Annotated in this window: 23 protein-coding genes; 13 read left to right on the forward strand and 10 right to left on the reverse strand. The window is 52.7% G+C overall.

What is annotated here, in order from left to right; translation table 11 throughout:
• The first annotated feature begins 25 nt into the window (after nucleotides 1-25).
• Both ligA and LX66_RS04050 read left to right on the forward strand, forming a co-directional pair.
• Nucleotides 26-2,131 (forward strand): NAD-dependent DNA ligase LigA, encoded by a 2,106-nt coding sequence (gene ligA, locus LX66_RS04045; protein ID WP_145710606.1) that lies wholly within the window; start codon nucleotides 26-28, stop codon nucleotides 2,129-2,131.
• A gap of 4 nt (nucleotides 2,132-2,135) precedes the next feature.
• A complete protein-coding gene (locus tag LX66_RS04050) occupies nucleotides 2,136-2,576 on the forward strand; it encodes a nucleoside deaminase (protein ID WP_145710607.1) in 441 nt (146 codons plus the stop codon).
• Here LX66_RS04050 and LX66_RS04055 read toward each other — a convergent pair whose 3' ends face one another.
• A complete protein-coding gene (locus LX66_RS04055; RefSeq protein ID WP_145710608.1) occupies nucleotides 2,577-3,725 on the reverse strand; it encodes a glycoside hydrolase family 172 protein in 1,149 nt (382 codons plus the stop codon).
• A gap of 85 nt (nucleotides 3,726-3,810) precedes the next feature.
• Nucleotides 3,811-4,884, reverse strand: a complete 1,074-nt coding sequence (locus tag LX66_RS04060; RefSeq protein ID WP_244620285.1) for an aldose epimerase family protein — start codon at nucleotides 4,882-4,884, stop codon at nucleotides 3,811-3,813.
• 506 nt (nucleotides 4,885-5,390) lie between these two features.
• Between LX66_RS04060 and LX66_RS04065 the strand changes: the two genes are divergently transcribed.
• On the forward strand, nucleotides 5,391-6,401 hold the full coding sequence (locus LX66_RS04065) for a LacI family DNA-binding transcriptional regulator (RefSeq protein WP_145710610.1): 1,011 nt from the start codon (nucleotides 5,391-5,393) through the stop codon (nucleotides 6,399-6,401).
• A 32-nt stretch (nucleotides 6,402-6,433) separates the two neighbouring features.
• Here the strand turns inward: LX66_RS04065 and LX66_RS04070 are convergent, their stop codons facing one another.
• Entirely contained in the window at nucleotides 6,434-7,408 is a 975-nt protein-coding gene (locus LX66_RS04070; protein ID WP_145710611.1) for a deoxyhypusine synthase family protein, read from the reverse strand.
• A 130-nt stretch (nucleotides 7,409-7,538) separates the two neighbouring features.
• Complete coding sequence (locus tag LX66_RS04075) at nucleotides 7,539-8,003, reverse strand: hypothetical protein (RefSeq protein WP_145710612.1); 465 nt, start codon at nucleotides 8,001-8,003, stop codon at nucleotides 7,539-7,541.
• A 314-nt stretch (nucleotides 8,004-8,317) separates the two neighbouring features.
• Between LX66_RS04075 and LX66_RS04080 the strand changes: the two genes are divergently transcribed.
• The 6 genes from LX66_RS04080 to LX66_RS04105 all read left to right on the forward strand — a co-directional run bounded on the left by LX66_RS04080 (nucleotide 8,318) and on the right by LX66_RS04105 (nucleotide 13,148).
• A complete protein-coding gene (locus LX66_RS04080) occupies nucleotides 8,318-8,908 on the forward strand; it encodes an acyl carrier protein phosphodiesterase (RefSeq protein ID WP_145710613.1) in 591 nt (196 codons plus the stop codon).
• A gap of 80 nt (nucleotides 8,909-8,988) precedes the next feature.
• Nucleotides 8,989-9,588, forward strand: a complete 600-nt coding sequence (locus tag LX66_RS04085) for a DUF2911 domain-containing protein (protein ID WP_244620286.1) — start codon at nucleotides 8,989-8,991, stop codon at nucleotides 9,586-9,588.
• Nucleotides 9,589-9,908: 320 nt separating this feature from the next.
• On the forward strand, nucleotides 9,909-11,048 hold the full coding sequence (locus LX66_RS04090) for a cystathionine gamma-synthase (RefSeq protein WP_145710614.1): 1,140 nt from the start codon (nucleotides 9,909-9,911) through the stop codon (nucleotides 11,046-11,048).
• Nucleotides 11,045-11,839, forward strand: coding sequence for a TIGR02757 family protein (locus LX66_RS04095; protein ID WP_244620287.1), 795 nt, complete (start codon nucleotides 11,045-11,047; stop codon nucleotides 11,837-11,839). Before LX66_RS04090 ends, LX66_RS04095 begins: the two co-directional genes overlap by 4 nt.
• A 44-nt stretch (nucleotides 11,840-11,883) precedes the next feature.
• Nucleotides 11,884-12,819: a DUF6263 family protein gene (locus tag LX66_RS04100; RefSeq protein WP_145710615.1), complete on the forward strand. Its 936-nt coding sequence runs from the start codon at nucleotides 11,884-11,886 to the stop codon at nucleotides 12,817-12,819.
• Nucleotides 12,819-13,148 (forward strand): hypothetical protein, encoded by a 330-nt coding sequence (locus LX66_RS04105; protein WP_145710616.1) that lies wholly within the window; start codon nucleotides 12,819-12,821, stop codon nucleotides 13,146-13,148. Before LX66_RS04100 ends, LX66_RS04105 begins: the two co-directional genes overlap by 1 nt.
• A gap of 62 nt (nucleotides 13,149-13,210) precedes the next feature.
• Here LX66_RS04105 and LX66_RS04110 read toward each other — a convergent pair whose 3' ends face one another.
• From LX66_RS04110 to LX66_RS04120, 3 genes are all read right to left on the reverse strand, one after another.
• Entirely contained in the window at nucleotides 13,211-13,897 is a 687-nt protein-coding gene (locus tag LX66_RS04110) for a sterol desaturase family protein (RefSeq protein WP_145710617.1), read from the reverse strand.
• 84 nt (nucleotides 13,898-13,981) lie between these two features.
• Complete coding sequence (locus tag LX66_RS04115; protein WP_145710618.1) at nucleotides 13,982-16,477, reverse strand: glycoside hydrolase family 9 protein; 2,496 nt, start codon at nucleotides 16,475-16,477, stop codon at nucleotides 13,982-13,984.
• Between the two features lie 31 nt (nucleotides 16,478-16,508).
• A complete protein-coding gene (locus LX66_RS04120; protein ID WP_145710619.1) occupies nucleotides 16,509-17,762 on the reverse strand; it encodes a serine hydrolase in 1,254 nt (417 codons plus the stop codon).
• 65 nt (nucleotides 17,763-17,827) lie between these two features.
• On the opposite strand from LX66_RS04120, the gene LX66_RS04125 reads away from it, so the two are divergent.
• The 3 genes from LX66_RS04125 to LX66_RS04135 are packed head-to-tail and all read left to right on the forward strand — an operon-like array spanning nucleotide 17,828 to nucleotide 20,554.
• Complete coding sequence (locus LX66_RS04125) at nucleotides 17,828-18,838, forward strand: fumarylacetoacetate hydrolase family protein (protein WP_145710620.1); 1,011 nt, start codon at nucleotides 17,828-17,830, stop codon at nucleotides 18,836-18,838.
• Entirely contained in the window at nucleotides 18,838-19,656 is an 819-nt protein-coding gene (locus tag LX66_RS04130) for a hypothetical protein (protein WP_145710621.1), read from the forward strand. The genes LX66_RS04125 and LX66_RS04130 overlap by 1 nt, the downstream gene beginning before the upstream one ends.
• 13 nt (nucleotides 19,657-19,669) lie before the next feature.
• Nucleotides 19,670-20,554: a flavin reductase family protein gene (locus LX66_RS04135; protein ID WP_145710622.1), complete on the forward strand. Its 885-nt coding sequence runs from the start codon at nucleotides 19,670-19,672 to the stop codon at nucleotides 20,552-20,554.
• A 100-nt stretch (nucleotides 20,555-20,654) separates the two neighbouring features.
• Here the strand turns inward: LX66_RS04135 and LX66_RS04140 are convergent, their stop codons facing one another.
• Nucleotides 20,655-21,401 carry a DUF4197 domain-containing protein gene (locus LX66_RS04140; protein ID WP_145710623.1) on the reverse strand — a complete coding sequence of 249 codons (747 nt, stop codon included), beginning with the start codon at nucleotides 21,399-21,401 and terminating at the stop codon, nucleotides 20,655-20,657.
• 39 nt (nucleotides 21,402-21,440) lie between these two features.
• Nucleotides 21,441-22,274 (reverse strand): universal stress protein, encoded by an 834-nt coding sequence (locus LX66_RS04145; protein ID WP_145710624.1) that lies wholly within the window; start codon nucleotides 22,272-22,274, stop codon nucleotides 21,441-21,443.
• A gap of 231 nt (nucleotides 22,275-22,505) precedes the next feature.
• On the opposite strand from LX66_RS04145, the gene lysS reads away from it, so the two are divergent.
• The gene (lysS, locus tag LX66_RS04150) at nucleotides 22,506-24,017 is read left to right on the forward strand and encodes a lysine--tRNA ligase (protein WP_145710625.1); all 1,512 of its coding nucleotides are present in this window, start codon (nucleotides 22,506-22,508) and stop codon (nucleotides 24,015-24,017) included.
• Between the two features lie 888 nt (nucleotides 24,018-24,905).
• Here the strand turns inward: lysS and LX66_RS04155 are convergent.
• Nucleotides 24,906-25,895, reverse strand: coding sequence for a potassium channel beta subunit family protein (locus LX66_RS04155; protein ID WP_145710626.1), 990 nt, complete (start codon nucleotides 25,893-25,895; stop codon nucleotides 24,906-24,908).
• Nucleotides 25,896-26,059 lie beyond the last annotated feature (164 nt).

Here is a 26,059-nt window from a genome sequence, read left to right on the forward strand (position 1 = left end):
AAATTTACGCACAGTTTTGAATAATATGTATACGAAGGAAATAGAATTGGCCCTTGCCAAACTGGCCAAGGAGCTGCTGGGCAAATTAGCCAAACAGCAGTTGCTCAACAACCCCGAGGAAACGCTGGAAGCACTGCAGCGCGTGATCCTGTACAACGACTGGCGCTACTATGTGCAAAGCGACCCCGTGCTGAGCGACTATGAATATGACCAGCTATATGCCTGGCTGAAGCAACTGGAACAGGAAAACCCGCACCTGGTAAGCCCGGATTCGCCCACCCAGCGCGTGGCCCAGGGACTGAGCAAGTCCTTCCCTACCGTGCAGCACCTGGTGCCCATGCTGAGCCTGGACAATTCCTACAATGCAGACGACCTGGTAGACTGGGACCGCAAAGCACGCGAAATTTCCGGCCTTACCGATATAGAATATTGCATAGAGCCCAAGTTTGACGGGGCCAGCATCTCCCTCATATATGAGCATGACCGGCTGGTAAGGGGCGCCACCCGCGGCGATGGCGTATCCGGGGAAGATATTACCGTAAATATCCGGCAGATACGATCCATTCCCCTCTCCGCCAACTTCAGCGCCTATGGTATCCAGACCATGGAGATCAGGGGCGAGGTACTGATCAAGAAAAGCACCTTTAAAGCATTTAATGACCAGCGCGCCGCAGAGAACCTGCCCCCACTGGCCAACCCGCGGAATGCGGCCTCCGGCTCGCTGCGCATGGTGGACCCGCGCGAAGTGGCCAAAAGAGGACTGGAAGCTTTCCTGTACCACATGAGCTACCATGTAATGGAAAAAGGCCAGGCGGAGCCTGTAGAGATACAAACCCACAGCAATACGCTGGAGCTGCTGTCCCAACTGGGTTTCCGCAGCCCGGCCAAAGAGAAGAAAGTACTAAAAGGCATACAGGCGGTGATCGACTACTGCCACACCTTTGAGCAGGAGCGCGATAACCTGCCCTACGAAATAGACGGCCTGGTGATAAAGGTGAATGACTATGCCCTGCAGGACCGCCTGGGCATGACCACCCACCACCCGCGCTGGGCCATGGCCTACAAGTTCAAGGCCCGCCAGGCTACCAGCAAGCTGCGTAAGGTAGAGTTCCAGGTAGGCCGCACCGGCTCCATCACCCCTGTAGCCAAAATAGACCCGGTGCCCATCGGCGGGGTAACGGTAGGCTCTATCTCCCTGTTCAACGAAGATGTGGTGCGCGAAAAGGACCTGAAGATAGGCGATACCGTACTGGTGGAAAGAGCCGGCGACGTGATCCCTTATATCGTGAAGTCCGTAGCGGACCTGCGCGACGGCTCCGAAGAAGAGATCGTATTTCCAACAAAATGCCCGGTATGCCACAGCCAGTTGGAGAAACCGGAAGGGGAAGCCGTATGGCGCTGCCCCAACATCAATTGCGAAGCGCAGGTAATAGAGCGCATGATCCATTTTGTAAGCAAGGACGCCATGGACATCCGCAGCCTGGGTGAAAGCAATGTGCGCAAGTTTTACAACCTGGGATTGCTGAAAGACATTCCCGGCATTTATGAGCTGGACTTCAGCAAAATAGAGGAGCTGGAAGGCTTCGGCAAAAAATCGCTGGCCAACCTGCAGGCGGCTATCGAACATTCCAAAACACAGCCGCTGCACCGCCTCATATTCGGGCTGGGCATCCGCTACGTAGGCGAAACTACCGCTAAAACACTGGCCAATGCCATTCACCACCTGACGGACTATACGGAGTGGACGGAAGAGCAATTGCTGGAGCTGGAGGACATAGGACCGAAAGTAGCGGGTTCCATCCGCCTCTTCTTCAGCAATGCCGCCAATATACAAATGCTGTCGCGCCTGGAGCAACTGGGCGTGAACCTGCAGAACGACAAGTCCTCACAGCAGGGGGGCGGCAGCCTGGAAGGACAAACCTTCCTCTTTACCGGCACCCTGTCCAAGCTGAAACGCAGCGAGGCAGAGGAGAAAGTAGAGCAGCAGGGCGGGAAAATACTTAGTGGCGTCAGCAGCAAGCTGAACTACCTGGTGGTGGGCGAAGATGCCGGCAGCAAGCTGGAAAAGGCCAAGAAGATCAATACCATCCGCATTCTGACGGAGGACCAGTTTATTAAAATGATTGAATAGGCTAATGGACGACCAATATTTCATGCAGCAGGCGCTGAAAGAAGCGCGCAAGGCTTTTGACGACGGTGAAGTGCCCATAGGGGCCGTGGTGGTGGCCAACAACCAGGTGATAGGGCGCGGGTACAACCAGGTAGAGCGCCTGAACGACAGCACCGCGCACGCGGAAATGCTGGCCCTCACCGCCGCATTTAACTTCCTGGGCAGCAAATACCTGATGGAAGCCACCCTGTACGTAACCCTGGAGCCCTGCCTGATGTGCGCCGGCGCATTATACTGGAGCAAGATAGGCCGCATTGTATACGCTGCCCCGGATGAGCGGCACAGCTACCGCCGCTCCACCGGGCAACAGTCTCCCTTCCACCCCAAGACCAGGCTGGAGCAGGGCCCCGGCGGGGAAGAGAGCTTGCAGTTAGTGAAAACTTTCTTTGAGCAGAGAAGGAAATAATTAATTCACCTCCAGCAGATCCTTTGACGGCAGCTTCGGGAACGGGTTGTGCGGCTCCGACTGGTACCAGTATACCACGGAGCTGATGTCCGACTGCTGCTGCAGGTAACGCCCGCCGCTGTGCCAGCCCAGGTCCTGGATGGTTACCCGGAGGTCTTTGTCAAACCGTACCGGGTCGGTAACGTGCCAGCGGTACAACCCGAAACGTTGCTGTGAATCATACATCCCGTTGGGCCGGATCACCTGGTGCAGACCGGTGTAAGGTGTGCTGAACTCCTGGTACTGGCGGGTGGCGCGGTTCTCAAAATTGTAGGAGCCGCAGAAATAATCTTCCGTACCCGTACCGCAGATAGTGGGAAACTGGTTATCGCCGTCCATGAAGAACTTGATCTCGCCTTCGCCCCACCAGCCGTTGTTATTCACGCCCCAGGCCATGTAGGTGCCTACATACTGGCCTTTACCTTTGATGCCATCCACCAGCGTATAGCTGCCGCCTTTGGTGGGATTGTTGCGGCGGAACTGCGCATGGAAATAGCCGGCATTCTCCGGTACATCGGTCAGCGTATAGTCCACCTGGTAGTACAGGGTCATTCGCTCCGTATTGATGTTCTCCATGGTGATCCTGCATTTTTTACGGAAAGGCATAGTCCAGTAGCAGTTAAAGGCGCTGCCCGGGTTTACGCATACCGCCAGGGAGCTAAGCTGCGCATACTGTCCCCAGCCCATGCCGAAGAAATCGCCTACGGGCACTTCCACGGAAGGTTCCTTCTCATCATCCCAGTAAAAGCGGAGAATGGAAAAGCGCCAGTTGCCGGTAGGCGTCATCCAGATGTGCTGGATAGCGCCGGGCCCTTCTATTTCCGCCAGGGTATAAGTTTGCCCCGGCTCAATGTGGATGTAGGGGCTTACCTTCCATCCCTGGCCCAGGTCCCGGGCTGCATTGCGGGCCAGGCCCTGTTCCAGGGTGGCCATGCCGCCCTTGCCTTTTTCACCACTGAAGTTTTCCGGGCTGATGCTCCGGGTTTTGGCGTCGGAAAGATAGAACAGGTTGCCCATGTTCATGTTCAGCCCGTTGAACGGCTGTTGCTGTGCGTGAAGGATGTTTGCTAACAGTACGGCACAACATAGTGTAAGGAATCTACGTACCATGAGTGATAGGTTTATAACGTGGAGAAATAAAACAGGTGCGCGTATATGCGGATGTGCACATCCGCATATACGCGCATTAAAATTATCACTTTACACCGAACTTATAAATACAGGTCTGTTGATAGGTTTCGCCGGGTTTCAGCACTACGGAGGGGAATGCAGACTGGTTGGGCGAATCCGGGAAATGCTGCGTTTCCAGGCACAGCGCGCCGCGGTGCACGTATACTTTGCCCTGCTTGCCGGTATCACCGGTCATAAAATTGCCGCCATAGAACTGCACACCGGGCTCGGTGGTCCATACTTCCATATAACGGCCGCTCTGCGGTTCCAGTACGGTGGCGGCCAGCGACAGCTCATCGCCTTTTTTGTTCAGCACCCAGTTATGGTCATAGCCCTTGCCATACTTGAGCTGCTGAAAATCGGCGTTCACCCTTTCGCCGATAGGCGTAGGCGTGGTAAAGTCCATGGGCGTACCCTTTACATCCTCCAGCTTGCCGGTAGGTATCAGGCCGCTGTCTACCGGGGTAAATTTATCCGAGTTGATCATCAGCACATGGTCATTGATATCCCCGTTGCCGGCGCCATGCAGGTTAAAGAAGGAGTGATGCGTAAGGTTCACTACCGTTGCCTTGTCTGTAGTGGCCTTATAGCTGATCTTGAATTCGTTGCTGTCCGTCAGCTCATAGGTCATGGTCACGTCCAGGTTGCCGGGATAGCCTTCTTCCCCATCTTTGGACAGGTAGTGAAACTCCACGGTATGGTCGTTGGGTTGTTTGGCGTCCCATACCACATCATTAAAGCCCACTTTGCCGCCATGCAGGTGGTTTACGCCGTTATTAACCGCCAGGGTGTATTCCTGGCCATCCACTTTGAATTTGCCTTTGGCAATGCGGTTGCCATACCGGCCTACCACGCCGCCGTAATACCGGTCATTGGTGCTGACGTAGCTGCTCAGCTTGTCGTAGCCCAGCTCCACATCTTCCAGTTTCCCGTCCCGGTCAGGGGCCAGCAGGGCCACTACTTTGGCGCCGTAATTGGTAACGGCCATCTGTACGCCGCCACTGCTCTTCAGGTAAAATAACTGTACCTGCTTACCGTCAATAGTGCTGTCAAAGTTGGCAGCAGGCACCAGGGTTTCAATGTCTTGATTTGTGCGCATACTATCAGATGAATTGTTGTTTGTGTTGGAACCGGACTGGCAGGCGCTTGTACCGATTACAGCGGCTACCGTTAACAGTGAAAGCAGATTTTTCATATCGTAGTAATTTACAAGGGTACAATATACGTTTAATGTGCGAAACCGGGTACCAGCAGGCATAAAAAAGCCGGGAAATGATTTTCCCGGCCGTAATATTTTGGCCTTTATCCATTAAAGTTGCATTACACCTATGGAAGGTAATGCATTGTGTAGTATAGCACTGCAAAATAGCAGCTCATACCCGGATTTACATGGCCGCCGTTAAAATAACGTTACCGGTAACGTTTGCATTAGATAAAAACATAATTTAAATTGCATTTGTATTTGGGTGAAATGTAGCCGCGTCATCTGTTGGTACCGCTTATGAAATATAGTATGCGTACTTAAGGGGAATTTATTTTATTTGTCGTTTGGACAGGCCCGTTGCTCAAATTAACCGAAACTATTACCAAACCGCATCATCAAGGATGAAGAACAAGCAGGTAACCATAAAGGACTTAGCCAGGAAGCTACGCCTGTCTGTATCCACTGTTTCACGGGCATTGCGAAACCTGCCGGACATTAATGAAGATACCAGGCGGAAAGTACTGGAGCTGGCCGCCGGATTGAACTATGAGCCTAACTACATTGCACAGAGCCTTATTAACAAGCAAACCCGCATTGTGGGGGTGATTGTGCCCCTGATAGCCACCCATTTCTTTTCCAATGCGCTGAGCGGCATGAACGAGGTGGCCAATGAGCACGGGTATCACCTGATGTTCTGCCAGAGCAATGAAAATGCGCAGCAGGAGGCGGAGGGCATCCGGCAACTGGTGTCCTGCCGTATAGACGGCCTGCTGATATCCGTGTCCAAGCAAACCCAGGATGCCGCGCCCTTCCTGAAACTGCAGCAGAAAGGCATTCCCTTCATGTTCTTTGACCGCGACCTGCGGCATGTAACGGCTTCCCGCGTAATAGTGGACCAGTACAAAAGCGCCTTCAAGGCAGTGGAGCATATGATCAGGCAGGGACGGCGCAATATTGTGCACATGGCCGGCCCTAAAGGGCTGTCCGTATCAGACGAGCGCCTGCGCGGGTACGAGGACGCCATGAAGAAATACGGCATTCCCTATACCTCCAAACATATTGTGCATTGTGAAAAGTTCCAGCTCAATGCGCTGGAAGCGCTGAAGAAGCTGCTAAAGCTGAAGCCCGACGGCATCTTCGCCATCAACGACCCCTCGGGCGTAATTGCTATTAACTACCTGAAGCAAACGGCATACCGCGTACCGGAAGACATTGCCATTGTGGGCTTCAACGGCGATCCCGTGGCGGAAGTGGTGGACCCGGCCCTCAGCACCGTGGTGCAGCCCGGCTACGAGGTAGGCCGGGAAGCACTTAAAATGCTGATCCGTCACATTGAACAAAAACCGCCGGCTACAGAGAAAAAAGTACTGGAAGGAAAACTGGTGATCAGGGGGTCTTCTAAAATGTGCTGATGCGCCAATACAGCACACCAGCACTTTAAAAATTACCAGCCCAGCAGGTAGGCAAATATCAGCGGCGCCACGATCGTAGCGTCGGATTCAATAATAAATTTGGGCGTATGGATGTCCAGCTTGCCCCAGGTGATCTTTTCATTGGGCACAGCGCCGGAGTAGGAACCATAAGAGGTGGTGGAATCGGATATCTGGCAGAAATAGCTCCAGAAAGGCACGTCATGCCACTCCAGGTCCTGGTACATCATGGGCACCACGCAGATGGGGAAATCGCCCGCTATGCCGCCGCCTATCTGGAAAAAGCCCACGCCCTTGCCGGAGGAATTTTTGCGGTACCAGTCAGACAGCCATACCATGTACTCGATACCGCTCTTCATGGTAGACGCCTGCAGCTCGCCCTTGATGCAATAGGAGGCAAAGATGTTGCCCATGGTGCTGTCTTCCCAGCCCGGCACAATAATAGGAATGTTCTTTTCCGCCGCAGCCAGCATCCAGCTATGCCTGGGATCTATTTCATAATGCTCCTGCATAACTCCGCTCAGCAGCAGCTTGTACATGTACTCGTGGGGGAAATAGCGCTCTCCCTTGCTCTCCGCATCCTTCCATATTTTGTAGATATGCTTTTGAATGCGGCGGAAAGCCTCTTCTTCGGGAATGCAGGTATCCGTTACCCGGTTAAAGCCTTTTTCCAGCAGCTCCCATTCTTCCTGCGGGCTCAGGTCCCGGTAATTAGGCACCCTTTTATAATGGGTATGCGCCACCAGGTTCATGATGTCCTCTTCCAGGTTGGCGCCTGTGCAGGATATGATATCCACCTTGCCCTGCCGGATCATTTCGGCAAAAGAAATACCCAGCTCGGCAGTGCTCATGGCGCCGGCCAGTGTCACCATCATTTTTCCGCCTTCCAGCAGGTGCGTTTCATAGCCTTTGGCGGCATCTACCAACGCGGCGGCATTAAAGTGCCGGTAATGGTGCTGGATAAACTGTGAAATGGGCCCTTTATTCATTATCATTCAAAGATTTAGTACTGAAACAAGGGGCAAAGGTAAGATTTAGTTAGCAGCAAAAAAAAGGTCCATAGCAACACCACTATGGACCGGAACAAAACGACAGCTTATAGAATGGCTGTGAGACTGACTATGCTTTTTTCAGCTTCTGGTATACGCTCAACTGGCCGTTACTGTCGGACTTTACTACTACCCAGTTTTCGGCTCCTTCCAGGGTAACGTAATAGGTGGTAACGTTACCGGCATCAAACTCTACAGCGGTACGGATCCAGGTATCCGGATAACGTTTCTGTATCCGGGTGATCACGGCCAGCGGCAACTGGTCTTCAGTAATATAACGGCGGGTGGAAAGCAGGGTGCCTTCTGCATTAAAGTAGGCGGTCACCAGGTTTTCACCTGCCAGGAACTTTGCGGTAAAGATCTTGTGATCATCCGTATACCAGCGTACCTTGGTAACGTTGGCAAAAGATCTGTTTAAGGCTTCTTTCAGCCTGGCAGTGGCCTCCGTTTCTGTAATGTGGGCGGCGCTGGCCTGCACGATTGAACCACCGGTTAAGGCGGCTGCTACACATAGCATTAAGAACATTTTTTTCATGGCGGAAGATTTTAAAGTTGATTTGTTTTAAATCAATACACCAAAGGTAAGATGGCCGGTAACCGCCGGCAACCCAATATTTGCTAATGGTATAGCTTGATCAGTTCAGTACAATGCATGTTGCAACACCTACAACGAATATGTTACTTTTCCCTTCAGAACAAGGCTTCCCTGCTGCGTTTGCGCCCACTGCGCGAATGTTGCACCGGCCGGCGTTAAGCTTTTGTTAAAGTGGAAGAGTGATGGATGAGCGGAAGCGCCCGGGCGCCGGTATGCGCATGTGCTAACTAATAAATGCCGATCTTCACACCACTATGAATTTTCTCGCCCATGCATATCTTTCCTACAATGATCCTTCGCTGACCATTGGTAATATGATCGCAGACTTTGTGAAAGGCAAACAGTTGCTCCAGTACGGGGAGGACATACAGCAGGGCATCCGTATACACCGCGCCATAGACGCATTTACAGACGAGCACCCGCTTACCCGGGCGGCCACCCGGTTGTTCCAGGCCTCCTGCGGCCGCTATGGGGCCGTATTTATAGACGTGGCGTATGATCATTTCCTGGCCAGGGACGAAACGCGCTTTACGGACGAGCAGTTAGGGCATTTCGCCCAATCCGTTTACCGGCTGCTGGAGAACCGGAAAAGCGAGCTTCCCACGGATTTTCTGCAGGTATTCCACTTTATGCGCACCCAGAACTGGCTGTACAACTACCGTACGGAGGAAGGCATTTACCGCTCCTTTAGCGGGCTGGTGCGCCGCGCCAGGTACCTGGATGTAAGCGCCGATGTGCCCTTTGCCGTACTGGAAAACCATTATAAGGAGCTGGCGGAATATTATGCCGCCTTTTTTCCTGAACTGGAAACTTTCGTAAAAACAGCGATAAAAGCAGGCGGTTAAGCGGCAGCCGGGCCTGGCTTCTTGTCTTTTTTTACTAAGTTTGATACTGATTATTTTCTCAAAAAAACTATATGCCACCAATGAAGCAAACTTTTCTCTTTGCCGTGATGATCTTGTTATTAGGTACCGGGTTAAAATCTGCAACCGCACAGGATAAAAAATTACCGCCGCTGGACGCCAGCCCCATGGACATGGCCTACTACCCGCCGGTATATCCTTACCTTGTAAAAGTAAAAGGGGAGCCCGGTACGCTGGTAGCCCGGGTAGTGTACAGCCGGCCCCAGAAAAAGGGCAGGACCATATTCGGGAACCTGGAAGAATATGGCAAGGTATGGCGCCTGGGCGCCAACGAGGCTACTGAAGTGGAGTTCTTCATCCCCGTGAACATCGGCGGCAGGCAGGTGCCCAAGGGCCGTTACACCCTGTACGCCATTCCCCAGGAAAGCAAGTGGACCGTTATCCTGAACAAGGAAACCGATATCTGGGGCGCTTATAAATATAATGCCTCCATGGACCTGCTGAGGACCACCGTACCGGTCACCAAGTTGGATACCCCTGTGGAAGCGTTTACCATGGCGTTTGAAAAAGCCGATGGCGGCGCCAGGCTGGTAATGGCCTGGGATGAAGTGATGGTATCAGTACCGGTTAAATTCAACGAAAGAACACTGGGAAGGAAATAAAATAATGAAGGGCGGTAGGAATACCGCCCTTGTAATAATTTTAACCATATCCTATGAAAAACCTGTTCCAAAATTAATGGGAATGCATACACGGGTTTTCCCGGTTTTGGCCAACGCTGTAAAAATGTTCGTAAGTGTATAAATTTTCCCGGTATCAGCATGATAATTGATCATTTCTGTTGCAGTTCCCCTCCCGGCATACGTATTTCTACGTATAGCCTTCCTGCGTAGAAATCCCGTTTTACTTCATTATCAGCGCCTTTTAGTACCTTTGGTACATTCATCGGGAATAAACAACTCATTATAAAATACTTAGAGAAATGAAGCTGGGAACTAAGCTCATACATGCCGGCGTAGCGCCAGACCCGTCTACGGGCGCCATTATGACACCAATCTACCAAACCTCCACCTACGTACAGAGCGCGCCCGGGCAGCATAAAGGCTATGAATACGCACGCACACAAAACCCTACCCGCGACGCCCTGCAACAGGCGCTCGCGGCCATAGAGAACGGGAACTACGGTATCTGCTTCGGCAGCGGCCTGGCGGCTACCGACGCCATCATGAAACTGCTGAACCCGGGAGATGAAATCATCGTTTCCAGCGACCTCTATGGCGGCACCTACCGCATATTCACCAAAGTATTTGCGCGGTATGGCCTCAAATTCCATTTCATTGATATGCAGGATGCAGGGAACATTAATAAGTACCTGAACGCCCAAACGAAAATGATCTGGATTGAAACGCCTACCAACCCGCTCATGAAAGTGATAGATATTGCCGCCTGCGCGCAGATAGCGCAACAGCACAATCTGCTGCTGAGCGTGGACAATACTTTCGCCTCCCCCTACCTGCAGCAGCCCCTGGACCTGGGCGCCCATATCGTGGTGCATTCCGCCACCAAGTACCTGGGCGGCCACAGCGACGTGGTGCATGGCGCCGTAGTGGTGAAGGACGAAGCACTGGCGCAGCAATTATATTTTATACAGAATAGCTGCGGGGCCGTACCAGGCCCGCAGGACTGTTTCCTGGTACTGCGCGGCCTTAAAACGCTGCACGTACGCATGCAGCGCCATTGCGAGAATGGCGCTGCCGTAGCCAACTTCCTGCGCCGGCATGCGAAAGTGGACAAAGTATACTGGTGCGGGTTTGAGGACCATCCCAACCACCATGTTGCCAAACAGCAAATGCGCGGGTTTGGCGGCATGATGTCCTTTACGCTTAAAAATGACAGCATGGAAGCCGCTATGAAAGTGCTTAGCAGCACACACCTCTTCTCCCTGGCGGAATCCCTGGGTGGCGTGGAATCCCTGATCGGGCACCCCGCGAGCATGACACATGCTTCCATTCCCCGGGAGGAACGCCTGCAGAACGGCCTGGTAGACTCCCTCATACGCCTGAGCGTAGGCATTGAGGATGTCGACGACCTGCTGGCCGATCTGGACAACGCCATCACATGATCCCTATAACCGATGCTATGAAATTCCTGGAACTGAAGCGATACCTGGACGCCAAGGCGGCACAATATGACCATCCTGACTTTATTGCCGGCGACCCGGTAAGCATTCCACACCGGTTCAGCCAACTGCAGGACATTGAGATTGCCGGGCTTTTTGCCGCTACCCTGGCCTGGGGCAACCGGACCACCATTATCAATAAATGCCTGGAGCTGCTGGCCATGATGGACAATGCTCCCTATGATTACATACGCCACCACCAGCCCAGGGAGCGCCTGCAGTTGATGCCCTTCTGCCACCGCACCTTTAACGGCCTGGACCTGCTGTATTTCATAGAATACCTGCAACATTACTATACCAACGTTACTTCCCTGGAATTTGCCTTCAGCGGGCATATGAGCCCGGAGGATGAAACAGTGGAAAAAGGATTGATCGGGTTCCATAAAATGTTCTTTGCCCTGGAGCACCCGGAGCGTACCCGCAAGCACGTGTCCACGCCGGAAAAGAACTCCGCCTGCAAGCGGCTGAACATGTACCTGCGCTGGATGGTGCGGAAAGATAAAAATGGCGTGGATTTTGGTCTATGGCAGCATATTTCCCCCGCCCAACTGGTATGCCCCCTGGATGTGCATGTAGCCCGGGTGGCCACCCGCCTGGGATTGATAAGTGAGAACAAGTCCAACTGGAAAACAGCGCTGGCGCTTACGGAACGCCTGCGGGAAATGGACCCGGAAGACCCGGTCAAATATGATTTTGCACTGTTCGGGCTGGGGGTTGTTGAAAAATATGTATGAGAAAAATAAGAAGCAGGAAATAGGAAATCATAAATATGAAGCACATGAAGATATTCCTCACACTGATGGCCCTGGCGGCTCCCTTCATATCCGCCGCACAGGAGTACGTGGAGCTGGGCTACAGTTTCAAGACAGGCGAACAGTTTGAGCTGCAGCAGGAAAGCCGCAGCGAAACCTATACCACGGTAGACGAAGTGGTGCAACGGGTAACCCGGGATTTTAACAACACCATCGCCATTGAAGTAACGGATGCCCAGCCGGGCCGCACCGTGCTGACCTTCCGCTATAAGGAGCTGAAATTTAATTTCAACAGCAAGAACCAGAATATTTTCGTGGACGCCAAGGTGCCAAACGACAAAGAGCCTTTCCAGGCCGCACTGAAGAACATCCTGGACCAGCCTTTTACCGTGGAGCTGCAGAATACTGGTTATATCAACAAAGTAGACGGGCTGGACAAGCTGCTGGACGCCGCTTCCGCCGCCTTTACCAGCCTGAAGAAGGATGAGCAGGAGGCTTATAAAAAGCTGATGAAAGACCAGTTTGGCACCAATGCCTTCCGCTCCTGGCTGGAACAGCTACTGGTAATATACCCGGCCCATGGCATCAAAACCGGCACCCAGTGGGAAGAAAGCGTGCCCCTGCGCACTGGCCTGGTAGGCCGCATGGACCTTTACTGGAACCTGCAGACCTGGGACAGCCAGACAGCCAAGATAGGCGCTACCGGCAAGGTGAAAACAGACAAGCTGGAACCGCTTACCCTGGAAGAGGGCATACAGGCCACCGCGGAAATAGAGGGCACCATGCAAAGCAACTACCTGATCAACCGCAGCAGCGGGCTGCCCAGCATTTGCGTACAGAACCTGGAAATGAGCGGCGATTATACCTACAAGGCCAATAAAGCCAAACGCATCAAGCGCGACCTGAAAGTACCGGTAAAAGTGATCACCAACGCTTCCTATAAGATCAAGCAAATGAAATAATGCCGCCCGTTCCCGGACAATACCTGCAAACCGCCGCCAGGGAACTGGGCGACACCCTGGCCCTGGAGCTGCCGGACACCGTCAGCCGGGAAACCCTGGAGACATTACTGGCCCGGCGGCTGGAAGCGCTCATCAGCCATCACTTTGAGCAGTTCGTGTTCCTGCTGTACCGTATTGACGTACCGGAAAGCCAGATACGCACCATACTGGACCAGGATGCGGGCGCCGGCGCTTATCATAAAATAGCCGCCCTGCTGATAGACAGGCAACTGCAAAAGATCCGGACGAGGGAAACCTTTAAGACCCGGCCACCGGACGCTGACTGGTGAGGGGAGCAAAAAGCTGAAAGCTAAAAGCTATTTTCGCGAAATTTATCCGCAGTAATGAGCTTTTAGCTTTCTGCTTTCAGCCTTTCGCTTTTCTCGAACATCAGTTCCTTCACCCTGGCTTTGTCTTCCTGCTCCTTGCTGAGGTCAAAACCGGTGCCGAACACGCGGTCCCATAAGGAAGAACTTACACCAAAGCCTTTTTCATCGCTCTTGTAATGATGCAGGTGGTGGTTGCGCCACAGGGGCTTCATGAACCTGAACGGCGGGTTCCAGGCATGTATGGCGTAGTGCATGCTGCCGTACATGAGGTAGCCCAGCAGGAAACCGGGGAAGAAGGGGAACGTATACTGGCGCAGGAACAGGTACTGTGCAGCAAAAATAGCGGAAGCTAATATAAGGCTGGGCACCGGGGGCATGAACAAGCGCTGCTTGTCGCGGGGATACTCGTGGTGATTACCATGCATGACATATACCACCCGCCGGAGCCTGGGGTTTTCAGTGGCAAAATGGAACATGAAACGGTGCATGATGTACTCGAAAAAGGACCAGAAGAACATAGCGCCGAAGAAGATCATCGCTATGGTGCCCGGACTGAACCCTAACCCCTGGTTGCTGTAATACAGCATCCAGCCAATGATGGGCAGGTACATGCCCCAGATGATCAGGGGATGCGTTTTGGTCAACATTTCCAGGTACTTACTTTCAAACAATCTGGCCTGTCCTTTATTCTTTATCTTGTCGAACTTCATAGACCCCTGGGTTTTACACAAAATTACATCAATATTGTATATAAACGTAACGGGTATTTCCGTATATACGAAGTTAAAGGACAGTTATTTACGCTCCTGTAGCAAGCGGGGGACTGTTACCATTTTGTAATCCTTTTCCTGCAGCCAGGCCAGCAAATTATCAAGCCGCTCCCAGCATTTATCCGTGCGCCGGGGATCCACGCCGGCATGCATCAGCAGCATAAAGCCGTTCAGGCCGGCGGGGTGCTGCTTTTCATAATCCATAATGGACTGCAGGATGGTGTCGCAGCTCCGGTACCGGCTTAGCTGTGGCCAGGTATAATCCGCATGGCTGAGGGTGCCGGGGGTAAAATTCACCAGTTGCAGTTGCCGGGCGGAGGCCCAGGCGGCAATGGTATCATTATACCACTCGTAGGGCGGCAGGAACCAGGTGGCGCTTCCACGGGAAATGCCCTGTTTTGCCATGGCCTGGTAACAATGCTGCAGGTCCGTGTTGAACTCCTGCTGCGTTACCAGCAGGCTGTCCCGCCTGTTCCAGTCGCAGTACAGCAAATGCTGGTCGGAATGCGGGCCCAGGTAGTGGCCGGCACGGCGCAGCCGCTGTATCAGCGCCGTATGCGCAGGATCGCGGTAAAAGCGGCCCGTAAAAAAGAAGGAGGCCGGCACCTGGTGCTTTTGCAGCACCTGTGCAATGGCTTCGCCGCCGTCGGCAAATTCGTCGGCGGTAAATACCAGGGCCAGTTGCCGCCGGGTGCTGTCTCCGCGAATAATGGCGCCGTGGCTGCAGGTAAATGCATCCCGGGCCTCATAGTCCTGCGCGGCCAGCAGGTATACCAGGCTGGCCGTACCATCCATGGTAGGCTCGTTGGTGGAGTAATCCCCGAAATCGTCGTGGTACACCGCCAGGTCAGACTGGAAAGGCGCATACTCGTCCCCGTTATGCAGGGTAATGCCGATCAGGCTTTTGTAGATGCTGCCGTATACCGGGCCGTCTACCAGCCCGCCGCTAACCGGGTAGCCGTACAGGTGGCTGAAGGAACTGTGCGGGTCTTCCGGGTGATCGCCGGAGGCAGGCAGGCCCGCCACCATGGCGGTGCCCCAGGGGTTGCAACCAAAAAGCCAGTCAATACATGCCTGCTCCAACTCCCGATAACGGTGATCCTTTGTTAGATAACGGTAACGGTTACACTGTATAGCGAAGGACACCGTAAGATTATTGGAGCACCAGATAAAAGGAATGCCCCGGTAAAAAGCATTGTGCCGGGCTTTTTCCCAAACAGCGTTGATCCCCTGCCGGTAGTAGCCCATCATGGCGGGCTGCAGGGCCGGGCTGGCCGACGCCAGCTCATAATGGCCAAAGTTGTGAAAGGGATACCACTGGTAGTGCCGGGCGGTATCTGCCCCCATCCAGGGGGTAAGCGGTTCCTGCCGGGCCCAGTCAGTAGCCTGGCGCAGCAGCGCCTGCTGCCCGGACAACCTGCCCAGCATGGTGGCGCCCAGCTCCATATCGTCCCTCCAGTTATCCTCCTCGTAAAAATAAGGCGCACCGCAGGGTGCCGTCTGGCATACACCGGGACGGGCGGCGCCCAGCGCATACGCCGATGCCGCCTTGCCCTGCAACAGGCGGCTGTAACTGCTGTCTGCATCCCGGTACAGTGCGGCGCCCAACGCAAAAGCGCTGGCATACTTGCCGGCAGTGGATGCCAGGCCGGTGCTGCGATTCTTATATTTTTTCAGGCCCTGCGGCTCCCCCGTACAGAAATACACCGGGCGCTCCAGGCCCTTGCCGTAGCTGGTAGTGTCTTTTGTAGGCAGGCGCATACCGCTATGGTCGCGGTCGTCGGCAACCTGGTTGTACAACTGGTCCGGGGCGGGGTGCATTTTCAGCAGCCAGTCCAGCCCCCAGCGGGCTTCGTCCAGCACATCCGCCACGCCGTTGCGGCCGCCTGTGCCATTGGCCTGGCATCTATCCCCAAACACGGGTTTAAAATCGCGCCAGGCGGCCAGCAGGTGGTAGGTGGCATTGGCGGAAGTGGTTACATACTGCAGGTAGTCACTGGCATCATGCCAGCCGCCGGCTACGTCTACATGCGTGCCATCCGGCATGGGGCCGTACACGGTAAACCCGTCCTGCGTATGGCAGGAATCTTCCAGGTAAGGATTATAGCCGCTGCGCTGCTGCCGCATGTACTGCAGGCAGAAATCGGCCGTGCCTTTGTACACGTCCCGGCCTATACGAAATTGGGGGGAGCGGCTGCCGCCGCAGGCCAGGTAGTAAGTGCCCGGCCGCCGGAATGCCGTAAAATCCAGCCGCCGGGTGTGGGCAAAAGGTCCGTAAGCCCCGAAGTCACCGCTGCTGCGGCCTTTCCAAACTACTTTATCGCTGTTCGCGTCATGCAGGGTAAAGGTAGCGGCATCCTGCGCCGCTTTTGCGCACCATACGGCTACTTTAACGCCCTGCGGCGTATAGCCAAGCTGGTTGATCCTGATCCAGGAGGAGTCATTGATGTGCGGATGTGCAGATATGCAGATGTGCGGATGAAGGAGGGCGAAGATAAAAAATGATATTATTCCCCACATTCGCACATCTGCATATCTGCACATTTGCATATTAGTTGTCCTTTCTTGCATTGGCAAACCTTTTCAGATCCGGCGCGTGCTCCCGCTTACGTTCCAGCTCGTACTGGTAAATGATGTTCCCCACCTCTTTAAAATATGGGTACCCTTCCGTTTCATATTCGTAGCGGTCATCATTCAGCACCCCGTCGCGGTTCACATACAGGGTGCCCGTAAGCATGAACTCCACGTTGTTTTTGAAGTCTACAATATAGGCCACATCCGTTAAAAAGCCGAAGGACCAGCCGGTTTTGTTGAACACCCGTATATGCGGCGGTATTTCGCGCTGGCCGGACTTGAACATGAAGAACTTGGTGTAGCTGTCAAAATACTGCTTCCGGTCATAGTGCGGGTAATCCGCCTCGGAAGGATAGGCGGACATATAATGGTACAGGAAACGGTAATCGTCCCTTGTCAGCTTAAAGCGCTGCGACCGGGGCGCCGATTCCGGGAACAGCACGGTTTGCAGCAGGTGCTGCAGGCTTTCCAGCGGGAAATAGTTCTGCTTCGTAAAATCAAAAGGCGCGTGCACCAGTTGCTCATCCCGGTTCATGTGCGCATTGCCGATCAGTATCTTTTTACTGAAATCAAAAGGCAGGGTGCAATAGGCGGCTGGCTGCGCGTACACCAGGCTGCCATCCTCCCGCACAAAACGGATCGGGTTGGTATGCCGGTTGCCCTCCTCGTCCAGGGGCATAAATCGCCGTACAATGCGCACGCCGGGGTAGCCCCTGGCCCACAATTTTTCATGAATGGCCTGCTGGCCCACAAACTCGTACAGGCGGTTATACGCATTATTATCACTTACCAGGAATATCTTTTTAATGTAGTGGGCAATGGAAGGCAGCCCGTTCTCCGAGGTGCTGTCGGTATAAGCGGTCACCTGCCCATTGTAGGCGCTGTCCGTAAGCATGGGCGTATACCTGTCCAGCCCGCGCACCCGCAGCTCATGCAGCTTTTCCAGCGCCAGCACGGCAATGGGCAGCTTTACCGTGGAGGCAGGGTTAAAGTAACTGTCTGCATCCACATGAAAATAATAATTCCGGAAATGCGGCCGGTTCCGCTTATCACGGTCTATCTGCGTGTAAATAAGCTGGTAGCGAAAAGAGTCGGGGTGCTGCAGCACGTGCTGCAGGTTGGGAGATGCATGCCGCCGTACCAGGTTTTCCAGCAGGCTGTCCGTTCGTGGCTGCCCCCATGCGCACAGGGATAATAACGTGGTCAGGATGGTGAGTGGAATACGTGGCATATCTTCAAAAATAAAAATAATATATTTGGCTATCATACACCTAACGCAAAAAAATTATCTAGTAGATGAAGCTTGTTACTTACCTGAGAGATGAAGCCGACCAACTGGCCATTTTAGTGAACGGACTGTTATACAATACCCAGGACCTGCACCCGGACCTGCCCAACAATATGCAGATGTTCCTGCTGATGTGGGAAGAAGTGATAGACATTGCCCGGCATGTGGACGAGCAACTGAAAAGCGGGCAGCATGTGGGTAGCGCCATGGGCATTCCGTATGACAGCGTGCAGGTGCTGGCGCCGGTGCCTTTCCCTACCTCCTGCCGCGATGGTTACGCTTTCCGGCAGCACGTGGCCGCCGCCCGCCGCAACCGTAAAGTAGACATGATCCCGGAGTTCGATCAATACCCGATCTTCTATTTCACCAACCACAACGCCATACAGGGCCCCGGCAAGGTATACTGCATGCCGGACCATTTTGACAAGCTGGACTTTGAGCTGGAAGCAGCCGTGGTGATCTGCAAGCCGGGCCGCAACATTACCGCTGCCGAAGCGGATGAATACATTGGCGGCTACATGATCATGAACGACCTGAGCGCCCGCACCCTGCAGATGGAGGAAATGAAGCTGAACCTGGGACCGGCCAAGGGCAAGGACTTCAGCACCGTAATAGGCCCCATGCTGGTAACGCCGGACGAGCTGGAAGCCTTTAAAGCGCCACCCAAGCCAGGCCATACCGGCAACAACTACCACCTGAAAATGACCTGCCGCGTAAACGGCGTGCAGGTAAGCGAAGGCAACATGGGAGATATGGACTGGACCTTTGCCGAGATCATAGAGCGCTGCGCATACGGGGTAAACCTGCTGCCCGGCGACATCATCGGCAGCGGCACCGTGGGCACCGGCTGCTTCCTGGAGCTGAACGGCACCGGTAAACTGCAGGACCCCAACTACCAGGAGCAATGGCTGCAGCCGGGCGATGTGGTGGAAATGGAAATAGAGGGATTAGGGATGTTGCAAAGTACCATGGAAAAAGAAGAGTCGGATTTTTCCCTGCTGAAGCTAAAGAAAGTATAATGAGATCAATACAACTGGTCATATTCCTGTTTTTTATCAGTACAACCTTATCCGCCCAGCATCTTAAAAAAACCGGGATCGTAATTATTGGCAATATTCATGACAGCTTGCCGAACTATCATCCGCAGATACTTTTCAATATACTGGATGATGTAAAGCCGGACATTATTCTGCATGAAGTGGATGCTGCAATGGCGAAAGACTACTTTGCCAATCCCTCCGTAAAAGGAAATGAAATTGTTGCTTCCAACCGGTATGTGAAAAAGTACCCGGGCACGAAAAGACTGCCATTTGATTTTGAAGGGAGAAATGATTACAGGAAGGAAAAAGGCATGGTGCCTGCTGATAATTTATCTGTAAAGCTGATAGACAGCCTGTATAAACAGGATCTGCTGACAAAGGAGGAAAAGGATATCTACGAGCAGTACAAAGAGGTTACCGCTACATTAATGCGGCTGGCGGAGAAAAGCCCCGAAAATTTCAACAACCCGGTAACAGACAGCATCTGCAAAAGAAGGCAGGATATACAACATCACGGATTACTGAAGATCATTAATAACAGGCCGGAATTTGCCACCCATACCTTCTCCAAACCCGATGGAACACCCATCACTTACCGGGAAGGATACCGCTTATGGGCCGGCTTCTGGGATACGAGAAACCAGGCCATGGCAAAGCATATCTTCCAATACGCCCGGCAATACCAGGGAAAGAACATGGTAGTATTAACGGGATTCTTACATCGCTATTATTTAATTAAAGCGCTGAATCAGCTTTCAGACGGTAGCTTTGTATTAAGGGAGTTCTATCAACATTAAACGTAAAAGTAAAATGCTGCAAATAATACCCGGGCAGGTAAAAACTGCCGAACTGCATGCCCACCTGGTGGGCGCAGTAGCGCCACGGCCCATTTGCTTTGCCAGTACCGTTAATGCCGAAGGACAGCCCAACCTGTCGCCGTTCAGCTTTTTTAACGTATTTGGCAGCAACCCGCCCACGCTTGTTTTTTCACCTTCCAGGCGGGTGCGCGATAATACGATCAAGCATACACTGGAAAATATCTATGCCACCAGGGAAGTGGTGATCAATGTAGTGACCTATGCCATGGTACAGCAGGCCTCCCTGGCCAGTTGCGAATACCCCCCGGGGGTGAGTGAATTTGAGAAAGCCGGGTTTACCGCGCTGCCATCCGAAAAAGTAAAGCCGCCCCGGGTAAAGGAGAGCCCGGTGCAAATGGAATGCGTGGTGAAGCAGGTGATCGAAACCGGGGAGGGCGGAGGCGCCGGTAACCTGGTGATCTGTGAACCGGTGCTGCTGCACATCAGCGAAAATATCCTGAACGAGCACGGCCGCATAGACCCGCATAAGATAGACCTGGTGGGCCGTATGGGCGCGGACTACTACTGCCGCGCTTCCGGGGCCGCTGTGTTTGAAGTGCCCAAACCCAATTTGCAGTTGGGCATCGGCGTAGATGCATTGCCGGCGGCTATCCGCAACAGCCGCATCCTTACGGGCAACAACCTGGGCATGTTAGGCAATGTACATGAAATGCCCGCCGTGGATCCTGCTTTTGAGGACGAACAGCTCAAGAATATTATACAGTATTACAGCATTACGCCCGAAGAAATGGAGCAGGAACTGCACCGTTATGCACAGCAGTTACTGGAAGCGGGCAAGGTGCGGGAAGCGTGGCAGGTCTTGTTGTATGAGGGATGAAGAAAGATGTAGGAAGTAGGAAATAAGAAGTACGATGTAGGAAGTACGATGTAGGCGTCTTACTTCCTACATCGTACTTCCTACATCGTACTTCTCACACTTATTTACCGAAAACTTTCTTCAACAGATCCGTCGTCCTGGCGGCGGGATTTTCGCGGATGTTGGCCTCTTCCTTGCCGATCTGGTCAAAAAGGGCGGCCACGGCGCGGGTGGTCACATAGTCCTGCAGGTCGGGATTCACCTTGTTAAAGGTAGTGGGTAGTTTATTATACGTGTTCACGATATCGCCATAGTAGCGGGTGGCGCTGGTGCTGTCCAGCGCGCCTTTGATAGACGGCGCAAAAGCCGTTTTCAGTTGGTCGGAGGTTTTTTCCTTGAAATAGTTGGTAACGGAATTATTTCCCCCGCTGATCAGTTTCAGCGCATCGGTGACGGACATCTGTTTGATGGCGTCTACAAATATGGGCGCGGCATGGCTTACGGCGCCTTCCGCCGCCCGGTTGATCTGCAGGATAGCTTTATCCACCTGGCTGCCCAATCCTATACTGCGCAGCGTTTTCTCGATCTTTACCGCATCTTCCGGCAGGAACATTTTATAGGCTTCATTACCAAAGAAACCGTCCTTTTTGCTCAGGGCGGCAATACCGGCGTTCACCCCCTTGGCCAGGGCTTCCTTAATGCCGGCCCCGGCTTCTGCTTCCGTTACGTTGCTGCCGGTAGTGGAGGTAGTGCCCGTAGTGCCGGATTTTGCATCCTCCAGCGCTTTGCCCAGTTTCTTCAAAAGCTGTCCCTGGCTCAATTGTACGGTCAACAGCGCAGGCAGCAGGAAAAGTATCCCTTTCTTCATAATGTTATGGTTCATATATTAAAAATACTCAAAATATTATTACTCGTGTATGGCCAGCAAGGGTATGTGCGTATGAAAAGCCAACTGTGTAGTACGGCTCCGCTTGAAGATATGCTCAAACAATCCATGCTTTTTCGGGATGATGAGGATCAGGTCCGCCTGCTCCTTTTCGGCAAAGTCCGTAATGCCTTTTACCACGTTGGTATGGTCTATAAAATGGAACTGCGGGTTGTAGCCTTCCAGCAGGGTATCCAGCATCAACGTTTCATAAGGCGTATCTGATGTGAAGTGCTTGCTTTCATGATCTATATTCAGCACGTGCAGCTCCGGCCGGAATACGTCCAGCAGCTTTTTCAGCGGCTGTACGGGCGTGGTTTCCACCACTTTCCTGAAATCGCAGGCAAACACGATCCTACGGATGGGTTTAAAACGGGCGTCAGCCGGCACAATGATCACCGGGCAGGTCGTATGCTTTACCACGTCTATCGTGTTGGAGCCCACCAGGATCTCTTCCAACTGGCTGCCGCCGGTAATGCCCATCACCACCAGGTCTGCCTGCTCCCGCTTGCACACCTCGTCTATATTGGCCGGCAGCAGGTGGTTCTCCGCCCTGCATTCCAGCGCCGCATCCTCCGGCATCAGGGGCCCCAGCTCCCGTTTCATTTTGTCCAGCCCTTCCAGGCTGGCACTGCGCAGTTCTTCCGGGTTGACCACCGGTACGGAGGTAGGCACATCAGGGATGGGTACTATCAGCTCGTATGCATGGTACAGCACAATGCGGGAAGTGCTCATCTGCCCGGCCAGCCCCAGGGCATAACGCGCCGCATTATAAGCGGTCTCGGAAAAATCCGTGGGAACAATGATCGTTTTCATCTGGTTAATTTTTTTAAAGAACTTCGCACCCTGCTTCACATGGTTATTTCTTAAAATATCTTATCCCTTCGCACATTGTAAAGTTAGGGTTATCGCCCGGTATAACAGCACCATACTCTGCCAATAAAGAAAATTTAATGCCAAAAAGTCCCGCGCATGGCGGACCGCTGTAGCGGCAGGTTATGGACTATCGACTATTACCCTTATTTTTGCACTCCATTTGAATAATACATGACACAATTATCCGAGCAAGAGATCATACGCCGGGAAAAGCTGCAGGAGCTGCAAAATTCAGGCATTGATGCCTATCCGGCCGCAGCATACCCCGTGAACAATACTTCCGTGCATATTAAAACGCATTATTCGGAAGCTACCAAAGACCAGTTCCAGGAAGTATGCCTGGCCGGCCGCATCATGAGCATACGTGATATGGGCAAGGCCTGCTTTGCCGTGATCCAGGACCATGCCGGCCGCATACAGGCATATATCCGCCGCGACGAGATCTGCCCCGGCGAGGATAAGACGCTGTATGACAACGTTTGGAAAAAGCTGACAGACATCGGCGACATTATCGGGGTGAAGGGATATGCCTTTATTACCAAGACCGGCGAAACCTCCATTCATGTAAAGGAGCTGAGCATGCTGTCCAAAGCCCTCCGCCCCCTGCCCATAGTAAAGGAAAAGGAAGGGGAGACCTTTGACGCAGTTACCGACCCGGAATTTAAATACCGGCAGCGTTATGCAGACCTGATCATTAACCCGCAGGTGAAAGACGTGTTTGTAAAACGCACCAGAATATACCAGACCATCCGGGAGTTTTACAACAACCTCGGTTTCCTGGAGGTGGAAACGCCCGTGCTGCAGCCCATACCCGGCGGCGCCACGGCCCGGCCCTTCGTTACCCATCACAATGCGCTGGACATACCGCTGTACCTGCGCATTGCCAATGAGCTGTACCTCAAACGCCTGATCGTAGGCGGCTTTGAAGGAGTGTATGAATTTGCCAAGGACTTCCGCAACGAAGGTATGGACCGCACCCACAACCCGGAATTCACCGTAATGGAAATGTACGTGGCCTACAAGGACTATGAGTGGATGATGCGCACCACGGAAACCCTGCTGGAAAAAGTGGCCCTGGCCCTGCACGGCACCACCCAGGTGCAGGTAGGCGAAAAGGTCATTGACTTCAAGGCCCCTTTCCGCCGCGTGACCATGTACGATGCCATCCGGGAACATACCGGCATAGACATTAGCGGTATGGAGGAAGACGCCCTGCGCGATGCGTGCAAACAACTTGGCATTCATGTAGAGCCGAACATGGGCAAGGGCAAGCTGGTGGATGAAATATTCGGCGAGAAATGCGAGGCGCATTATATACAGCCCACCTTTATCATTGATTACCCGGTGGAAATGAGCCCGCTTACCAAGAAGCACCGCAGCAAGCCGGGGCTGGTAGAACGCTTTGAGCTGATGGTCAATGGCAAGGAGATCGCCAATGCCTATACCGAGCTGAATGACCCCCTGGACCAGCGCCTGCGCTTTGAGGAGCAGGTAAAGCTGATGGAACGGGGCGATGACGAGGCCATGTATATAGATTATGACTTCCTGCGCGCGCTGGAATATGGTATGCCGCCTACGTCCGGCATCGGTATCGGTATGGACCGGCTGACCATGCTGATGACCAACCAGCCTTCCATACAGGATGTGCTGTTCTTCCCGCAGATGAAACCGGAGAAATTATAACGCAGGGGGTAAACCTGACAGGTTTTAAAAAACCAGTCAGGTCTCTAAATAAAAAGGGGGTGTAAGACTACATCCCCTTTACTTTTTTTGACCATATCCTATGAAAACCAGTTCAAAATTAATATTCCGCCCGACACGCCCATATGATACTTACTAACCGCAGTCTTTCCTTTAACGGATGGTAGCATTTGGCTTGTAGCTGGTAAAAAAGAAAAAGGCCGTTCGGGAAATGATCCGGAACGGCCTGCACTTTATATGAAATCAAATGTTGAGACGGCAGATGACAGTTTCTTAAAAAAGAAACGGGGCTGCAAGACTACAGCCCCGAAAAATTTTAACCATATCTTTATTGAAAAACCTGTAACAAAGATCATCTTTATTTAATTATCACCACCCCCATTCTAGTGAATGCTATATTTTTCTTGGGGAACGTATCAAATCTGCAGATAAACGCAGCGACCTCCCGCCGGGTCTGCTGGTAGCCCCAAACGGGTCAAAATCTTCTAATTATTGATATACAACAACTTATGAAAAAACACCTCCTGGCAGAGCCCGGACAGTATGAAGCAAATTGTCCGGTGAATCCCGGTATTTGCCGGTCGAACGTACAAAAGGAGTTTCCGGGGGTATAAAAAGAAAAAGGGTGGTAAGAATACCGCCCTTGTAATAATTTTAACCATATCCTATGAAAAACCTGGATCAAAGATAGACCAGCATATATAGGTTTTTCTCTCATTTCCGTGAACGATGAAAAATAGTTCGTAAAAATGGAAGATTGGGTATTATGTTAATCCATTATAAAAAATATCATATTATTTCAGAAAATAATTTTATAAATTATTAATATTAAGCGGCTTGTAAACTAGATACCTGCGAGCAGCCTCATTCTTAGTACTCCGGTTGCTCCGGCGCCGTTCCCATAATGCCATCTATCTCTTCCATTACATCCAGGGTAAGGGCCGGATAAATATCCAGTGCTTTCAGGTTTTCCGTTAGCTGCTCCTCCCGGGTAGCGCCCAGTATGGCGGTGGTTACATTCGGGTTGCGGATACACCAGGCAATGGCCAGCGTTGCCAGGGAGGTGCCCAGGCCGGCAGCCACCTTTTCCAGCTTTACCACCCGGTCTATCTTATCCTGCACCAGGTGCCGGTCCTTCAGCCATTCAAAACCGGCCATACCCATCCTGGATGCAGCCGGTATGCCCTGGTTGTATTTGCCGGTGAGCAGGCCGGAAGCCAGCGGGCTCCAGATAGTAGTGCCCAACCCGATATTCCGGAATATCTGCAGGTATTCCCTTTCCATCCGCCGGCGGTTAAAGAGGTTGTACTCGGGCTGCTCCATGGCGGGACCAATCAGGCGATATTCCCGCGCTACCATGTGCGCCTCCATGATCTCCTGTGCGCTCCATTCTGAAGTGCCCCAGTATAATATCTTTCCCTGCTGTATCAGGAGGTTCATGGTCCATACCACCTCCTCTATGGGCGTGTGCTTGTCCGGCCGGTGACAAAAGAACATATCCAGGTAATCCACCTGCAGGCGCTGCAACGCCTCCTGGCAGGCTTCTGCCAGGTGCTTGCGGCTAAGGCCCGTCTGGTTAGGCTTGTTCTGCTTGCCCCGCCAGCCAAAAAACGCCTTGCTGGATACCGTATAAGAAGTACGGTCCCATTTTTTCTGCCGCAGCACCCGCCCCATCATTTTCTCGGACTCTCCCAGGGCATACACCTCGGCATTGTCAAAGAAATTAATACCATTATCGTAGGCTATACCCATGAGGCGGTCTACCAATTTGTCATCTATCTGCTTGTGAAAGGTGACCCAACTGCCAAAAGACAATACGCTTAGCTGTAATCCTGTTTTTCCTAATCTTCTGTATTCCATATCAAACGGTTTATTTCCTGAAATTTACTCAAAAAAAGCCGGTATGACAGGGGCGCTATGGCACAGCTTGGCACAGTTATTGACGCCTATACGTCAAATTTTAGGTTAAAAAATAGGTTAAAGCGAAAGGAGCCTGTCCGTGATTACCGGATGGGCTTTTTTCG

Origin of the sequence: Chitinophaga japonensis (assembly GCF_007830125.1) — a bacterium.
Taxonomy (GTDB): domain Bacteria; phylum Bacteroidota; class Bacteroidia; order Chitinophagales; family Chitinophagaceae; genus Chitinophaga; species Chitinophaga japonensis.

Excerpts from the sequence above, each read along its gene's own strand:
- ligA (WP_145710606.1), top strand. The coding sequence starts at position 26 with ATGTATACGAAGGAAATAGAATTGGCCCTTGCCAAACTGGCCAAGGAG.
- LX66_RS04050 (WP_145710607.1), top strand. The coding sequence starts at position 2,136 with ATGGACGACCAATATTTCATGCAGCAGGCGCTGAAAGAAGCGCGCAAG.
- LX66_RS04055 (WP_145710608.1), bottom strand. The coding sequence starts at position 3,725 with ATGGTACGTAGATTCCTTACACTATGTTGTGCCGTACTGTTAGCAAAC.
- LX66_RS04060 (WP_244620285.1), bottom strand. The coding sequence starts at position 4,884 with ATGCGCACAAATCAAGACATTGAAACCCTGGTGCCTGCTGCCAACTTT.
- LX66_RS04065 (WP_145710610.1), top strand. The coding sequence starts at position 5,391 with ATGAAGAACAAGCAGGTAACCATAAAGGACTTAGCCAGGAAGCTACGC.
- LX66_RS04070 (WP_145710611.1), bottom strand. The coding sequence starts at position 7,408 with ATGAATAAAGGGCCCATTTCACAGTTTATCCAGCACCATTACCGGCAC.
- LX66_RS04075 (WP_145710612.1), bottom strand. The coding sequence starts at position 8,003 with ATGAAAAAAATGTTCTTAATGCTATGTGTAGCAGCCGCCTTAACCGGT.
- LX66_RS04080 (WP_145710613.1), top strand. The coding sequence starts at position 8,318 with ATGAATTTTCTCGCCCATGCATATCTTTCCTACAATGATCCTTCGCTG.
- LX66_RS04085 (WP_244620286.1), top strand. The coding sequence starts at position 8,989 with ATGAAGCAAACTTTTCTCTTTGCCGTGATGATCTTGTTATTAGGTACC.
- LX66_RS04090 (WP_145710614.1), top strand. The coding sequence starts at position 9,909 with ATGAAGCTGGGAACTAAGCTCATACATGCCGGCGTAGCGCCAGACCCG.
- LX66_RS04095 (WP_244620287.1), top strand. The coding sequence starts at position 11,045 with ATGATCCCTATAACCGATGCTATGAAATTCCTGGAACTGAAGCGATAC.
- LX66_RS04100 (WP_145710615.1), top strand. The coding sequence starts at position 11,884 with ATGAAGATATTCCTCACACTGATGGCCCTGGCGGCTCCCTTCATATCC.
- LX66_RS04105 (WP_145710616.1), top strand. The coding sequence starts at position 12,819 with ATGCCGCCCGTTCCCGGACAATACCTGCAAACCGCCGCCAGGGAACTG.
- LX66_RS04110 (WP_145710617.1), bottom strand. The coding sequence starts at position 13,897 with ATGAAGTTCGACAAGATAAAGAATAAAGGACAGGCCAGATTGTTTGAA.
- LX66_RS04115 (WP_145710618.1), bottom strand. The coding sequence starts at position 16,477 with ATGTGGGGAATAATATCATTTTTTATCTTCGCCCTCCTTCATCCGCAC.
- LX66_RS04120 (WP_145710619.1), bottom strand. The coding sequence starts at position 17,762 with ATGCCACGTATTCCACTCACCATCCTGACCACGTTATTATCCCTGTGC.
- LX66_RS04125 (WP_145710620.1), top strand. The coding sequence starts at position 17,828 with ATGAAGCTTGTTACTTACCTGAGAGATGAAGCCGACCAACTGGCCATT.
- LX66_RS04130 (WP_145710621.1), top strand. The coding sequence starts at position 18,838 with ATGAGATCAATACAACTGGTCATATTCCTGTTTTTTATCAGTACAACC.
- LX66_RS04135 (WP_145710622.1), top strand. The coding sequence starts at position 19,670 with ATGCTGCAAATAATACCCGGGCAGGTAAAAACTGCCGAACTGCATGCC.
- LX66_RS04140 (WP_145710623.1), bottom strand. The coding sequence starts at position 21,401 with ATGAAGAAAGGGATACTTTTCCTGCTGCCTGCGCTGTTGACCGTACAA.
- LX66_RS04145 (WP_145710624.1), bottom strand. The coding sequence starts at position 22,274 with ATGAAAACGATCATTGTTCCCACGGATTTTTCCGAGACCGCTTATAAT.
- lysS (WP_145710625.1), top strand. The coding sequence starts at position 22,506 with ATGACACAATTATCCGAGCAAGAGATCATACGCCGGGAAAAGCTGCAG.
- LX66_RS04155 (WP_145710626.1), bottom strand. The coding sequence starts at position 25,895 with ATGGAATACAGAAGATTAGGAAAAACAGGATTACAGCTAAGCGTATTG.